The organism is Sporosarcina sp. FA15 (assembly GCF_051550195.1).
GTDB classification, from domain to species: Bacteria; Bacillota; Bacilli; order Bacillales_A; family Planococcaceae; genus Sporosarcina; species Sporosarcina psychrophila.
Genome location: NZ_CP188818.1, coordinates 2648481 through 2664066 on the forward strand (window position 1 = coordinate 2648481; position 15586 = coordinate 2664066).

Sequence of the window (15586 nt, forward strand, 5' to 3'; positions counted from 1 at the left end):
CTAAATATATAATCAAAATGGCAATCCCCTTTCCCCCATCAAAAAATCCCCCGCACTGAATGATTCCAGTGCGGGGGATTTCATATTTCAATCACTTTACCTCAAAGTGCGTCCGTATGTTCACTACCTGCCGGAAGAATATCCGACATGTTGATACGCTCAAGGCCTTTTTTAATCTTCGTCGTATAACCTAACTTGTTTTCGTTCAAATAACCCGCTTTGGAACGTATCATTTCTTCAAAGATAGGCAACTTCGATTCATCGATCGCCGACCACAATTCATAAGAATTGATCAAATCTTCCAAAGTTAAATGAACATAATCGCGTCCAGAGAATTCACGTTCCGGCGAAATTTTATACCAAATGTCACCGTCAGGACGGATCCACTTATTCTTTTCCTTTACGATCGCTGTCTGGATACTCGTTGCAGTAGCTAAATATGCAGGATCGTTTAACTCTTGATAAGCCAATAAAAGAATGTTCATTCCACCAAGCGCATGGTTCATGGACGTATGTGTCTTCACTTTTTGCGCCCCAGGGAAGTAATCAGAAATATAGTAGGACTCGTTGTCCACTTTGATGATATTCCCTTTTTCCTTTTGCGATACAAGCAAATTGGCATAGTTTTTCAGACCGACATTATAGTCCTTATGTTCAAACGCTTTGCCGCCATTATACATGAATAATGCAATTTGTTCGTTGAATCGAGTATCGACGAACGGAGCCGTTATACCGTACAAGCTTTTCAGATACGTGCTTGTTACTTCTGTCTCCCAATACGTCGATTTCCCTCTGAATACATCCAAATTAGCAAATGAATTATAGAGAAGGTTTTCATAATACCGTGCACCAGTTTCGGAGTAAAGGGCCATAACTCGGTCCTCTTTCACAAGAAGTAGATTACGACCATACCCTCTACCCGACTTCGGCATTGGTTCAACCGTTACCGCCATCTTATTGTATGGACCTTCGGCTGTGTACCATTTATTTCGTTTTTTATAATTAACTGCTGACTCAAGCATCCAAGCGTCCATTTGCTTCCGATCCTCAAACAATCGTTCTTCAGAAGCTAGGAGCCATTGGTCAACAACATCAAAACCTCTTGACTGTAATCTGTAAACGGAGAGTTGCGTTTCTCCAAGCATAACGCCGCTAAACGCTTCGCTTTCCTGATGTAATTCCCTCGTATGACTTTCTGCGCCTGTAGGGTATTTCTGGTTCAGTTCAGTTGACTGGTATGACTTCCCAATCATCCGCTGAGATACTTTACCGTCTGTTTGTATTTTTTCGAAAATACCTGTGGGGTACGTCATCAAGTCATAGCCAAATGTCTCATCCACACTTTTCTTGATTGGGAATCGACTATACTCGTGAAGCACGGCTTTCGATAATCCTTCTTCCGTCTGGATAACATCAACAGTTACTGGTATGTTTTGAGGATTTCTCAGTTCGTTGAATAAAAAATAATCGCCGTTAGGCAGTTCCCTTTTCGTCATTTTCACCGTGACGGACGGAAAGCCACTTATGCGGTATGTGTAAATAATATCTGTAGCATGTGCATGTTTGACGGTTTTCTCTCCCGCAAACTGCATGATATAGTTCGAACGCAAATAGGTTTTGGCAGTAGTCGAAAGTGGTACTTCGACAAATTGTTGCTCATGTCGTACGGTATCAAACGTACCGTACGTATTTGGCTCCGTGAATTCTGTTGCAGGCAATTTCTCTATTAGCTTATTTTGCAGCATCGCCCTGTGTAGAAATACGACATATGTCGCGCGGTTGACAGCTGTTTTCGGATCGAATGTACCGTCTTCCTTACCAGTTGTGATACCGTGTTGCGCAAGTACTTTTACGCCTAATTTATGAGATTCACTAATTTTGTTATCGTCCTTGAACGTGATTTCTTCTCCCGTATCTTGCAATTTGAAAGCCCGAACGATGACAGTCGCCATCTGTTCACGTGTCAAAGAGTCACCAACGCCGAACGTCCCGTCTTCTTTCCCTAAGAAAATACCGGCTTCATATGTAGCCATGGCACCTTTCAAATGGGACGACTTTGCACTGACATCTTTAAAAATCGGCTTGTAGGATGAAAATGGCAACTCGAGTGCGTTCGTTATCAAGTTTGCTGCTTGTGCCCGTGATACCTCTAAACTTGGTCTGAACTGCTTGTCCGGATAACCGTTAATAATTTTTAAGTCGACAAGTTGTGTTACTTCATCTTTTGCCCAGAAATCATTATGTACGTCCGTAAAGCTTGGACTAATTGGATTCGCGCTAGCATTCAATATACCAAAGCCAAACAGTGAAAGAACTACGACAATAAGTCCGACTTTCATTGGACCTTTCATTTTTTTCTTGTGTAACATTTACAAATATCCTCCCTCTCCTTACTTAATCTGTACAGTCATCCATCTATAATACCATATATGGGCATAGAAAAACCTCCCATTTACCAGGAGGCTGATTCGTTACTCTATTGTCTTTTGTGCAAACGTTTCGCCATTTTTACGTGCTTGAACATCGATTTTATAATCCGAATATTCTACTTTCAGTTTTTCAGCAAACTTTTCGACAAGTTCTTTTGCTTTCTCTTCTTTCATATCAGCAGCAACATCAAAATCGAGTAGAACGAAGCCACCGCTATCTTCTGTCACGATAATACCGACCGAAGAAACGCCTTCTTCTTTACCAAACTCTTCTTTTAAGTCATCGTCCGATTTTGCCGTTTCTGATTTATCGACAGCTCCTTGTTCCTTAAGGTCTTTTTCAACTGCCTCACTTTTCTTCTCTTCATCAGTTTTCGGCTCATCTTTCTTATCCGACTCCCCGCATGCACCAAGCAAAAGAGCTGATCCTAACAATGCTGCAAACAATAATGATTTTTTCATATTAGGTTCTCCTCCTTCATCTAAAGTATATATTATCCTAACATATAAAAAGTTTAAGCGACAAGGCACACACTACTTGGTGTCGCTTATTGGTTGACTGCTATTCAGTAAAAAAATAGGGCCCCATTGCTGTCATTCGACGGCAGGGACCCTGTTTCATTACGCTTTTCTATTCAACCATTTATATTTAATTGCCATCAGATAAATAACGAATGCAAATGCAAATGTGATAGCAACAAAGACAAATCCTTGTGAGTTCAATACAAGCATCGGAGCAAATGTCACGAGCATAATTTCAACCGGCGCAATTGGTATATAGGCCAAGCTGTAATCATCCAGCGTCTTGCTTTCCGATTTTGGATCTACGATTCTAAGTAGCGCCATACCCATAGCGACCGTTCCTGTTGTCCAGCCCCATGTGAATATCCCCTTTTCAAACCAGTATTCCGGGAAAAACTTCTTCGAAAATACTGCGAAGAATAAAAATGCATACACAAGACCAAACACAAATAACAAAATTAACGGAACAGCATAATCAAGTACGACTGAAATACTAATTGAACCAATTCCGAATGCAACGAGAATATCCGTTGCACTTCCACTAATTCTTGACACAACATCCTTACTGACATATTTATCCGTATCCGTCGAATTCAATATCTTCTTCACGAACAATCCAACAAGAAATGCCAGTGAAAATGCCGGTATAACAACGCTTGGTAATAGCATTGCACCTAATTGACTTAAATAATAACCGCCCATGGCGATAATCGTAATGATAGACAGGTGAAAAACATATGGATCAATCGAAATCGACGATACCGTATCTGTTTCAGATTTCGTTCTAGATTCTGGCGGGATTAATCCCGTTCTCATCTCGTCAGGCAAATCTTTGAACGAAGCAAGGAATGATGTATGCCCCTTCGAAGACCCCCATTTAATAAAGAGGATCCCAATTAGAATCGCACTCATAATCCCTACAGTGGCAGATGTCATAGCCAAAGAAGTCGCTTCTTCCCAGCCATTTTGCTCAAATGTCGCACCAATTGCCGCTGCAGTTCCGTGTCCCCCTACAAAGCCGGCTGCAAGTAACAAACCGAAGCCGTCATGTACATCCCAAAATGGATTAATCAGTAGAAGTGCGAATAACAATCCTCCACCCCACATTAATACCATTGCAAGTTGAGAGTACGACCACATGCTCCCGACTCTTGTCTTAATCGCATTCCAGTCAATCCGTGGTGATAGTAACGGCAGCGTTCCAAAGATTACTGCTATTAAGATTGCCGGATAGACTTTCATTTGATCTGAAAACGGCAAAATTCCGAAACCATTCGGCCCTAACAGCAAAGCCAGAAGCCCCGCAATAATACTGGCCGGCAAAAACATTTGCTGGATGAACTTAACCTTTGCTCGAATAATCGTCCCTACAAGCAGAAGCAATGATATCAAACCGATATCCGTAAATAAAACCCATGGTGAAAAATCCATATAACTATTCTCCTAATCTATACATTATTTTTTTGCTGAATTAAATGCCCCTTTCTTAACATCTATGTAACCGATTACACGAATATAAAAAGCATATTTTTTATCAACTCATATTACAATAACATTTATTAAAGTTCTAGTAAATTTAACGGACTACTTAGAATTCCTTAATGAATTCACAATTGGAAACTAACTAAAAACTCTTTTAAATAAAGAAATATATTCATCATCATTAAATGACTTTCAAGAATATTTCCTACATAAAATATATATATATTCGTAACATTCGACCGCAATTTGTTCGTCAAAATTTTAGAGACTGCATATAAATAGAAGGAAGCTTGGAGGGATAAAAAGTGATAACGATAAGTTTGTGTATGATTGTGAAAAATGAAGAGGAAGTAATAGGTAGATGTTTAGATTCTGTTTGCGAGTTAGTGGATGAAATCAACATTGTGGATACAGGGTCTGACGACCGAACAAAAGAAATCGTAAATAAGTACACCAATCGAATTTTTGATTTTCAGTGGATTGACGATTTTTCAGCTGCACGGAATTTCTCATTCCAACAAGCAACAATGGATTATGTTCTTTGGCTCGATGCGGATGATGTATTTACAGCTGAAGATCAGGAAAAGTTCAAGTTATTGAAACAATCCTTACAACCAACGATTGATGCCGTTTCAATGAATTACCATTTAAGTTTTGATCATGAAGGCAATGTGACCTCCCTTTTGAGGAGATATCGTCTAGTAAAAAAAGTAAATGAGTTTAAATGGATAGGAGCGGTACACGAGTTTCTTTCCGTGTCAGGTAATCTATTCGATAGTGATGTAGCAGTTACCCACTCCCCTTTAAGTCATGATAGTGGACGTAATATCACGATCTATAAAAAGTTGTTATCTTCAGGGAAAACATTGTCCCCCCGTGATACATTCTATTACGCCAATGAATTGATGGATCATAGTGATTTTGAAACAGCAGTCCTTTACTATGAGGAGTTTTTAGATTCGAAACTGGGCTGGATTGAAGACAATATTAGGGCGTGTTTCAGACTGGCTGACTGCTACCATAAATTAAATGACAAGAATAAAGAACTTAGTTCTACCTTACGAACCCTTGCCTATGACGTTCCTCGTCCCGAAGCGTGTTGCCGACTCGGGTATTACTTTATGGAACAATTTAAAAACCACGAGGCTATCCACTGGTATAGTCAAGCGTTCCTATATGAAAATCATCAACAGATAGGCTTTCAAAACACCTCATTTTCTACTTGGCTACCCAATCTTCAATTATGTGTTCTTTACGATCGCTTAAAACAGTACGACAAAGCCTATCATCATAATGAATTAGCCCGAAAATACAAACCAAATAATGACAGTATAATGAAAAATAAAAAGTATTTAGATGAAGTAATTAAAAATAATCAGGAGAAAATTTAAGAGTCAATACACATAGCCAGCAGAATGAGTATTTGTGTAGCCTACAGTTGAAATTCATTCAAGAACTACTTTCAGTAGCTTCATATATCTAACTAACTAGCCGCTTCGACAACTTGTCGGAGCGGCTAGTTAGTTGGGGGCATCAGTGTCCAACATGGCGAGCATATTCAAAACCAAAGCCCTTTCCTTAATAAACCTGGATAAATATTAAAGAAATCTCCCGCCCTCTCTGTGGCATTTCCTAATCTATTATTTTATGCACGTAGTTGATTGCCCGTCCCCCCAACTATTGCTCGAATAGGATGTTACAGAAAGGGGGTGAAAAAATGAATTATTATGATTACAATAAACGAAAATGTAATAAATGCAATAAATGCTGTAAATGTAATGAATGTTATGAATGTGTTAAACATGACAAATGCAATATCGATCCATGTTGTTGTAAAAGAGGACACAGGGGGGCTACTGGCGCGACTGGTGCTACTGGAGCTACCGGAGCTACCGGAGCTACTGGTGTAACTGGAGCTACTGGTGCGACTGGCGCTACTGGGGCTACTGGAGCTACCGGAGCTACTGGTGTAACTGGAGCTACTGGTGCGACTGGGGCTACTGGAGCTACCGGAGCTACTGGTGTAACTGGAGCTACTGGTGCGACTGGCGCTACTGGAGCTACCGGAGCTACTGGTGCAACTGGCGCTACTGGCGCTACTGGGGAAGCCGGAGCTACTGGAGCTACCGGCGCTACTGGTGCTACTGGAGCTACTGGAGGAACTGGTGCGACTGGCGCAACTGGTGCTACTGGCGCTACTGGTGCTACTGGGGCAGCCGGAGCTACTGGAGCTACCGGAGCGACTGGTGCAGCTGGAGCTACTGGTGCGACTGGTGCAACTGGTGCGACTGGTGCAACTGGAGCTACCGGCGCTACTGGTGCAACTGGAGCTACTGGAGGAACTGGTGCTACTGGCTCAACCGGAGCGACTGGCGTGACTGGAGCTACTGGTGCTACTGGTGCTACTGGCGCTACTGGCGCTACTGGAGCTACCGGAGCAACTGGTGCTACTGGAGCAGCTGGTGCAACTGGAGCTACCGGCGCTACTGGGGCAACTGGAGCTACTGGAGGAACTGGTGCTACTGGCTCAACCGGAGCGACTGGCGTGACTGGAGCTACTGGTGCTACTGGTGCTACTGGCGCTACTGGCGCTACTGGAGCTACCGGAGCTACCGGAGCAACTGGTGCTACTGGAGCAGCTGGTGCAACTGGAGCTACCGGCGCTACTGGGGCAACTGGAGCTACTGGAGGAACTGGTGCTACTGGCTCAACCGGAGCTACCGGAGCTACCGGAGCAACTGGTGCAACTGGTGCAACTGGAGTAGCTGGAGTAGCTGGAGCTACTGGAGGAACTGGTGCTACTGGCTCAACCGGAGCTACCGGAGCTACCGGAGCAACTGGTGCAACTGGAGCAGCTGGAGCAGCTGGAGCTACTGGAGGAACTGGTGCTACTGGCTCAACCGGAGCGACTGGCGTGACTGGAGCTACTGGTGCTACTGGCGCTACTGGTGCTACCGGAGCTACCGGAGCTACTGGTGCTACTGGAGCTACTGGCGCTACTGGTGCTACTGGAGCTACTGGTGCTACTGGTGCAGCTGGAGCTACTGGAGCTACCGGAGCTACCGGAGCTACTGGTGCAACTGGAGCAACTGGAGCAGCTGGAGCTACTGGTGCTACTGGCTCAACCGGAGCTACTGGCGCTACTGGAGCTACCGGAGCTACTGGTGCAACTGGAGCAGCTGGAGCTACTGGCGCAACTGGTGCTACTGGTGCTACTGGAGCAGCTGGAGCAGCTGGAGCTACTGGGGGAACTGGGGCAGCCGGAGCAACGGGTGCTACCGGAACTACTGGAGCGACTGGTGGAACTGGGGCAGCCGGAGCTACTGGCGCTACCGGGGCTACCGGGGCTACCGGGGCTACCGGGGCTACCGGGGCTACTGGAGACATTGGTGTAGCCGGAGCTACTGGCGCAACCGGAGCTACGGGACTAGCGGGAATTGCCGGACCTACGGGTGATATTGGCCCTACTGGAGCCATGGGAATTAACGGCATTAACGGTGCTACTGGAGCTACCGGTGCGACGGGAACTAACGGCATTAACGGTAACAGTACGATAATTCCATTTGCAACTGGAACCTCAACAATGGCATTGACTACGTTACTCTTGGGAGCAGTTGGTATTCCTTCTGTTATAGGATTCGGGAGTTCCATAGCAGGTCTTACTGCTCTTGGTGCTACAATAACACTCCCAATTCTAAGTAACTTTGCCTTTATAGTTCCTCGTGCAGGAACCCTTACAGCTATATCAGCATACTTTAATAGTAACGTGGCATTAAGCCTAGGAACGACATTAGTTCATGCTGAAGTATATCGTGCAACTGGAAATAGCAATACCTACAGCGCAACTGGCGTTACAGTAACTCTAACATTCAGCGGATTAACAGTTGGTGCCATACAAACTGGCACTGCCGATACTTTCTCAGTTCCGGTAAACGCTGGAGATCGTTTGCTAATGGTGTTTTCTGCAAGTGCTCCTTTAGTTGGTCTCATACAAGGAGCCGCTAGTGCAGGTCTGACAATCAATTAATAATTTAAAATGTACAGAAACACAGTTCTAAATGAAGCCTACAGACACAAAAAAAGCCCCTTTCATTCAACAACAATGAAAGGGGCTTTTTTAAATTAAATTGTTCAAAGATAGTAATTCTTACGATGATCCTTGCTGCGCTTTAAACACAGCAAGGATATTAAAAATTAAGCACAGAATCATTACATGCTGTTATACAATTTCCTAGTTTCCCAACATCAAAATTTCCGCCCGAAACGATAACACCAATTCGGTTAGATGAAACAGGTAATTTCTTATTCAAGACAGCAGCAACCGCTGCGGCTGCCGCTCCTTCAACAAGCATTTTCTCACGTTCTAACATGAAAAGAATGGCTGATGAAATTTCTTGTTCCGACACTGTAATCATATCGTCTACATAATTGTGAATGATATCCATCGTTACTTTACCAGGTTCTCTGACGCAAATCCCTTCTGCTATCGTCGGTAAAAAGTGAGTCAGATTACTTTTTCTACCGTGATAAGTCGAAGCAATTGCAGGTGCATTTGCGGCCTGAACGCCAATCACTTTTACCGAAGGCCGTATTGTTTTCACAGCAAGTGCAGTCCCTGCTAATAGTCCTCCACCACCTGCTGGTACAACAATTGTATCCAAGTCCGGTTGCTGTTGCAGCATTTCCATCGCAACCGTTGCCTGACCCTCAATAATTGTTATATCATCGAAAGGATGGATAAACGTTGCACCTGTTGCCAGTTGTTCAGTACGAGCGGCTTTATAAGCCTCATCGAAATTTTTCCCAACTAGCTTAACAGTTGCCCCGTATTTCCGGGTAGCAGCCACTTTTGCCGCTGGAGTCGTTTCAGGCATGAATATTGTAACTTTGGCGCCCACTTTCCGTCCTGCCAATGCAACACCTTGTGCATGATTTCCCGCAGAAGCCGCAAGTAAACCTTTCGCACATTCTTCTGCTGTCAGTTGAGAAATTTTGTTGAACGCGCCGCGTACTTTAAACGACCCTGTCTTCTGTAAGTTTTCAAGTTTCAAATACACTTCGGATTGTGTCCATTCATTCAATGTCTCCGATTGTTTAATAGGTGTGCGGTGAACAATTTCAGTTAAGCGTTCAAATGCTTCGAATAAGCGCGCTGTTTCATACAAATTCCCAATTACACCATCTCCCTTTTAAGTTAATGTTTACGCGTTTTGATGTTGTTTTTCATAGTTAGAAATTTGTTCTTCATATTGGAAAGTCAAGGATATTTCATCCCAACCATTTAATAACATTTCTTTATAGTACGGGTCGATATCAAACGAATAGGACTTGCCATCCTGCCCTGTCACCGACTGTTTAACAAGATTAACTTCTACTGAGTAAGGATCTTTTTGCCCATTTGCCAACAACTCTTCTACTTCCGACATTGTTAATTTAATTGGAAGCAAACCGTTTTTCATACAGTTATTATAGAAGATATCCGCATAGCTTGGCGCGATGACGACATTGAATCCATAGTCTAAAATCGACCACGGTGCATGTTCACGAGAGGAGCCGCACCCAAAGTTTTCTTGAGCAACGAGGATTTTAGATCCTTTGAACCGCTCATCATTCAGTACGAAATCTTGAACTTCGCTTCCATCAGCATTATGTCGCCAGTGATAAAACAAATATTTTCCAAACCCTGTTCGCTCAATTCGTTTCAAGAACTCTTTCGAAATAATCTGGTCGGTATCGACGTTTTTACGATCGAGCGGCGTTATGACGCTAACAACTTCATTAATCGGTTCCATCTAATCATCCTTTCCTCAATTATGAATGAACAGCTTCCAATTCCCGTACATCTATAAAATGGCCTGCAATTGCTGAAGCTGCTGCCATGGCCGGACTTACAAGATGTGTCCGTGCCCCTGCCCCTTGTCGTCCTTCGAAATTTCGATTAGATGTTGAAGCGCACCGTTCACCTACAGGAACTACATCATCATTCATTGCTAGGCACATACTGCAACCCGATTCCCGCCACTCGAATCCAGCTTCAAGAAATACCGAATCTAATCCTTCATCCTCTGCTTGTTTTTTAACAGTGCGTGAACCAGGAACGACAATCGCTGTGACAGATGGATGGACTTTCTTCCCTGCAATCACTTTTGCCGCTGCACGTAAATCACTCAATCTTGCATTTGTGCATGAACCAATGAAGACATGCTGGATATCAATCGACTTCAGCGGAGCACCTTCTTCAAGCCCCATATACGTTAGTGCTTGTTTCAATGCGTCTTTATCCGATTCTGATTCAAAATCTTTCGCATAGGGAACGTTCGCTGAAATACCAGAACCCATTGAAGGGTTTGTTCCCCAAGTCACAAATGGTTCGATTTCATCTGCATTCATTTCAAGAATCGTATCATAGGCTGCACCTTCATCTGTTGCAAGCGATAGCCAGTGTGCAGCTGCCGCTTCAAATTCTTGACCTTCGGGAACATATTTGCGTCCTTTTAAGTAAGCAACAGTTGTTTCATCTGGGCTGATTAAACCAGCTTTCGCCCCTGCTTCAATGGACATATTACAAACGGTCATCCGTTCTTCCATCGTCAAATCACGGATTGCTTCACCCGTAAATTCAACAATATGACCTGTGCCCATATCAATTCCGAATTTGGCGATAATTGCTAAAATGACATCTTTTGCGGTAACACCGAATCCAAGTTTACCGTTAATGCGGATTTCCATTGTTTTCGGTTTTGATTGCCACAATGTTTGTGTCGAAAGGACATGCTCGACTTCACTAGTTCCGATGCCAAATGCAATTGCTCCGAACGCCCCGTGTGTGGATGTATGGCTATCGCCGCAGACAATTGTTTTACCAGGCTGTGTTAGTCCAAGTTCTGGCCCGATTATATGGACAATTCCTTGATCTGGATGGTCCATATTTGCAAGTGGGATTTCAAATTCATCACAATTTGTTTGTAATGTGTTTATTTGTTTCCGAGCAATTGGATCTTTAATTTCATCACGGTTTCGTGTCGGAACGTTATGATCCATCGTTGCAAAACAGAGATCGGGTCTGCGCACGGTACGATTCGCAAGTCGCAGCCCTTCAAACGCCTGCGGAGAAGTCACTTCATGTAGTAAATGAAGATCGATATAGAGCAAATCAGGCTTCCCTTGTTCTTCGTAGACGATATGCTGATTCCAGATTTTCTCGATGATATTTTTCGCCATATGGCAGCCCTTCCTCTCTGATCAATTGAATATGGTTAAACGTATGAAAACATAATGCTATTCGAGACGAATTGTGTATCAAGTTCGTCAATGACTTTGTCCGTCCATTCTTTTGTCGATAAAACCCGTTTACCCGGTTCTACAAGATCGGCTGTGAAGAAACCGTCTTCGAACACTGTGTTAACTGCTTCTTCAATCGCTGATGCTTCCGTGTCTAGGTTGAATGAATACTTCAACATCATTGCAATGGATAGAATCGCTGCAGCTGGATTTGCTAAACCAAGTCCTGCAATTTCGGGCGCGGAACCGTGGACTGGTTCGTATAATCCAAAACCATCCGAACGGATACTTGCTGACGGAAGTACGCCAAGTGACCCTGTGATTACAGATGCCTCATCACTTAGAATGTCTCCAAACATATTTTCCGTTACGACAACGTCAAATGCTGCCGGATTTGTAATCAATTTCATAGCAGTGGAATCGACTAACATATGCTCCACTTCAATATCTGGATATGCTTTCTTCTTTTCTTCAACAACTTCACGCCATAGCTTACTCGTTTCAAGTACATTTGCTTTATCAACAGAAGCTACTTTCCCTCTACGTAAGCGAGCAATTTCAAACGCTTTAACAACAATACGTTCAATCTCTTCGCGTGTATAAACGAGTGAATCCACTGCGGCATCTGCCGTCCGACGACTTGGTTCTCCGAAATACAGACCACCTGTCAATTCCCTGACGATCATCATATCTACATCTTTTGCCACTTCTTCTTTTAGAGGAGATGCATGGAGTAAGGATGGTACAGCTTTCACAGGCCGAAGATTAGCAAACAAGTCGAAATGTTTCCGAATCGCAAGTAGTCCTTTTTCCGGTCTCAACGCTGATGGATTTTGGTCCCATTTCGGACCCCCTACAGCACCGAGAAGTACCGCGTCACTCGCTTCACATAGTGCTACCGTTTCATCTGGAAGTGGATTTTGATGTTTGTCAATTGCAACGCCGCCAATTACTCCGTACTCTACATGGAAGGTGTGGCTAAAACGTCTTGCAATCACTTCAAGTACCTTCACTGCTGCTTCAGTCACTTCTGGGCCGATTCCATCACCTGGTAATACTGCTACTTTCTTCTCCATAGAACTTCTCCTCCTTATTGTTTTTGAATCTATTTATGCTCACTATATTAAGTTGAAATAAAAATTCCATTGACTTCGCTTCGACGCTGGGGATGCCTCCCGCCATAAGCCAAGCAGCTTCGCCACTAGTCTTATTGCTTCGGCTACCCCTTTAAGGCGCCTTCGCTTAGTTTGTATAGGTATTTATTTGTTCAATGTAACTGGTTAAATCACAGTTACTTTTGTTTTTGATTGCTTTTTGACCAATTGTCTGTTGATGGCATTAAAGTATGCTTTAGCAGATGCACCCAATACGTCCTGCGCGACATCGCGTCCAATAGATACTTCACCGTTAATACTTAGATTAACTACCGCTTCACCGAGTGCATCGCGTCCTTTGCCAATCGATGTTACACGGTAATCTAGAATGTGAACTTCGCCTTCAACAAGTAGTTCCAACGTATTAAAAATCGCTTCAACTGATCCCGAACCTGTTGCTGTCGCAGTGACCGTTTCCCCGTCCGGATTAACAGCCGTGACGGTTGCAGATGGAACATTCGCAGTTGCATACTGAACTTGAACATCTTTAAATTTATAAACAGGTACATCATTATTTTGAATTTGTTGATCTGTAAATAATACAAATAGATCATCTTCTGTAATTTCTTTTTTACGGTCTGCAAGTTTCTTAAATTCGACAAACGCTTCATTTAACTTCTCAGCACTAAGATCGAAGCCCATTGAAATAGCACGGTCACTAAATGCATGTCTGCCAGAGTGTTTTCCTAGCGCAAGCGGTTCAGTTTTATCTCCAATTAATTCAGGAGTAATGATTTCATATGTTTGGCGATTTTTTAGGTAGCCATCCTGGTGAATTCCTGACTCATGCGCGAATGCGTTCTTACCAACAATTGCTTTGTTTGGCTGAATGACAACGCCTGTCAATTGGCTGACGAGCTGGCTTGTGCGTTTAATTTCGTGTAGATTAATACCTGTTTCCAATCCGTAATAGTCTTTGCGGATATGGAGTGCAACAGCAATTTCTTCAAGCGCAGCATTTCCTGCCCGCTCACCAATACCATTGATTGTACCTTCGACTTGGTCCGCACCATTTTCAATCGCTGCAATTGAGTTGGCTACAGCAAAGCCTAAGTCATCATGACAATGTGCAGAAAGCTTCACTTTATCGATACCGGTCACGTTTTCTTTCAAAAACTTGAATAATGCACCGTATTCTTGAGGTGTTGCATAGCCGACCGTATCAGGAATGTTAATAACTGATGCGCCAGCTGCAATTACTTGATTGATGATGCGTACTAAGTACTCCCGATCTGAACGGAATGCATCTTCCGCAGACCATTGAACTTGCGGGAAGAACTTGCGGGCATATTTTACAGCTTCTACTGCAATTTCGACGACCTGGTCAGGTGTTTTCTGAAGCTTATATTCCATATGGATAGGTGAAGTTGCTAAAAACACATGTAGATGAGGTTGTTCCGCACCGCGAAGTGCTTCCCAAGATGTTTCGATATCGCTTTTCATTGCGCGGGCAAGACCAGTTACCGTCGACTTTTTCACTATATTTGCAATACGTTGCACTGCTTCAAAATCACCGGGGGATGAAGCAGGAAACCCTGCTTCGATGATTGTTGCCCCGAATTTTTCAAGCTGTCGTGCAATTTCTAATTTCTCCGCTGTATTTAGGTTAATACCTGCAGATTGTTCACCGTCCCGAAGAGTTGTGTCAAATATGTCAATTTTTCGCACTACCCACCACTTCTTCCTCTTTTGATTTCGCACCTTCGTTGACGAAAGGCATCATTGCGCGAAGCTTTTTGCCAACTACTTCAATTTCATGTTGTGCTTCTGTTTCTTCAAATCGATTGAAGTTCGGACGCCCATTTTCATTTTCTGCAATCCATTCTCTTGCAAATTTACCTGATTGGATGTCTGTTAGTACATCTTTCATACGCGCTTTTGTATCCGCGTCAACAATACGAGGTCCAGAAACGAAATCTCCCCACTCAGCTGTGTCTGAAATTGAGTAGCGCATGCCTGCCATTCCGCCTTCATACATAAGATCGACAATCAGTTTTGTTTCGTGCAATGTTTCGAAGTAAGCAAGTTCTGGTTGGTAACCTGCTTCAACTAGTGTTTCAAAACCTGCTTTAACAAGTGAAGTCAGTCCGCCACATAGTACCGCTTGTTCGCCGAATAGATCTGTTTCAGTTTCTTCTTTGAACGTCGTTTCAAGTACGCCGCCACGTGCTGATCCAATCGCTTTTGCATACGCAAGAGCTACGTCTTTCGCTTGGCCTGAAACGTCTTGATACACTGCGAACAATGCTGGAACACCTGCGCCTGCTTCGAATGTTCTACGAACGAGATGTCCAGGTCCTTTTGGTGCAACTAGGAATACGTCAACATCAGCAGGTGGAACGATTTGACCGAAGTGAACGTTGAATCCGTGTGCGAAAACAAGTGATTTACCTGCTTTAAGTGCCGGTTCGATTTCTTCGTCATAGACTTGTTTTTGTCTTTCATCCGGAAGTAGAATCATGATAACGTCCGCTTTTTCAGCAGCTTCACGCACAGTCAATACGTTTAGTCCGTCTTGTTTTGCCTGATCAAATGATTTACCTGGGCGAACACCCACAACAACATTAAATCCAGAATCGTTTAGGTTTTGCGCATGTGCATGACCTTGTGATCCGTACCCGATGATTGCTACTAGTTTATCTTTCAAAAGTCCTTCGTTGATATCTTGGTTATAATACATTTTAGCCATAATTGTTTTCCTCCTAATAGTTGGTTTTT

At 43.4% G+C, this 15586-nt stretch carries 11 protein-coding genes; 2 read left to right on the forward strand and 9 right to left on the reverse strand.

From position 1 onward, the window contains the following. Positions 1–101: 101 nt before the first annotated feature. The 3 genes from ACP8HG_RS12590 to ACP8HG_RS12600 form a co-directional block, all read right to left on the reverse strand. Positions 102–2369 carry an S-layer homology domain-containing protein gene (locus ACP8HG_RS12590; RefSeq protein WP_187045679.1) on the reverse strand — a complete coding sequence of 756 codons (2268 nt, stop codon included), beginning with the start codon at positions 2367–2369 and terminating at the stop codon, positions 102–104. A 102-nt stretch (positions 2370–2471) separates the two neighbouring features. Next, the gene (locus tag ACP8HG_RS12595; protein WP_067212285.1) at positions 2472–2891 is read right to left on the reverse strand and encodes a hypothetical protein; all 420 of its coding nucleotides are present in this window, start codon (positions 2889–2891) and stop codon (positions 2472–2474) included. A gap of 159 nt (positions 2892–3050) precedes the next feature. Beyond that, entirely contained in the window at positions 3051–4382 is a 1332-nt protein-coding gene (locus ACP8HG_RS12600) for a sodium/glutamate symporter (protein WP_338655386.1), read from the reverse strand. A 356-nt stretch (positions 4383–4738) separates the two neighbouring features. On the opposite strand from ACP8HG_RS12600, the gene ACP8HG_RS12605 reads away from it, so the two are divergent. Together ACP8HG_RS12605 and ACP8HG_RS12610 are read left to right on the forward strand one after the other, a co-directional pair. Then, positions 4739–5824: a tetratricopeptide repeat-containing glycosyltransferase family 2 protein gene (locus ACP8HG_RS12605; RefSeq protein ID WP_340740632.1), complete on the forward strand. Its 1086-nt coding sequence runs from the start codon at positions 4739–4741 to the stop codon at positions 5822–5824. Positions 5825–6150: 326 nt separating this feature from the next. Next, the gene (locus ACP8HG_RS12610) at positions 6151–8460 is read left to right on the forward strand and encodes an exosporium glycoprotein BclB-related protein (protein WP_438296543.1); all 2310 of its coding nucleotides are present in this window, start codon (positions 6151–6153) and stop codon (positions 8458–8460) included. A 160-nt stretch (positions 8461–8620) separates the two neighbouring features. On the opposite strand, the gene ilvA is transcribed toward ACP8HG_RS12610, so the two are convergent. The 6 genes from ilvA to ilvC form a co-directional block, all read right to left on the reverse strand. Beyond that, positions 8621–9598 carry a threonine ammonia-lyase gene (ilvA, locus tag ACP8HG_RS12615; protein ID WP_340740634.1) on the reverse strand — a complete coding sequence of 326 codons (978 nt, stop codon included), beginning with the start codon at positions 9596–9598 and terminating at the stop codon, positions 8621–8623. Positions 9599–9634: 36 nt separating this feature from the next. After that, positions 9635–10225, reverse strand: a complete 591-nt coding sequence (gene leuD, locus ACP8HG_RS12620) for a 3-isopropylmalate dehydratase small subunit (protein ID WP_187045683.1) — start codon at positions 10223–10225, stop codon at positions 9635–9637. Between the two features lie 19 nt (positions 10226–10244). Further along, a complete protein-coding gene (gene leuC / locus ACP8HG_RS12625) occupies positions 10245–11654 on the reverse strand; it encodes a 3-isopropylmalate dehydratase large subunit (RefSeq protein ID WP_067212325.1) in 1410 nt (469 codons plus the stop codon). A 35-nt stretch (positions 11655–11689) separates the two neighbouring features. Continuing rightward, positions 11690–12790: a 3-isopropylmalate dehydrogenase gene (gene leuB, locus ACP8HG_RS12630; protein ID WP_438296546.1), complete on the reverse strand. Its 1101-nt coding sequence runs from the start codon at positions 12788–12790 to the stop codon at positions 11690–11692. A gap of 204 nt (positions 12791–12994) precedes the next feature. After that, on the reverse strand, positions 12995–14536 hold the full coding sequence (locus ACP8HG_RS12635) for a 2-isopropylmalate synthase (protein ID WP_067212332.1): 1542 nt from the start codon (positions 14534–14536) through the stop codon (positions 12995–12997). Then, a complete protein-coding gene (gene ilvC / locus ACP8HG_RS12640; protein ID WP_067212335.1) occupies positions 14523–15557 on the reverse strand; it encodes a ketol-acid reductoisomerase in 1035 nt (344 codons plus the stop codon). The genes ACP8HG_RS12635 and ilvC overlap by 14 nt, the downstream gene beginning before the upstream one ends. Between the last annotated feature and the right edge of the window lie 29 nt (positions 15558–15586).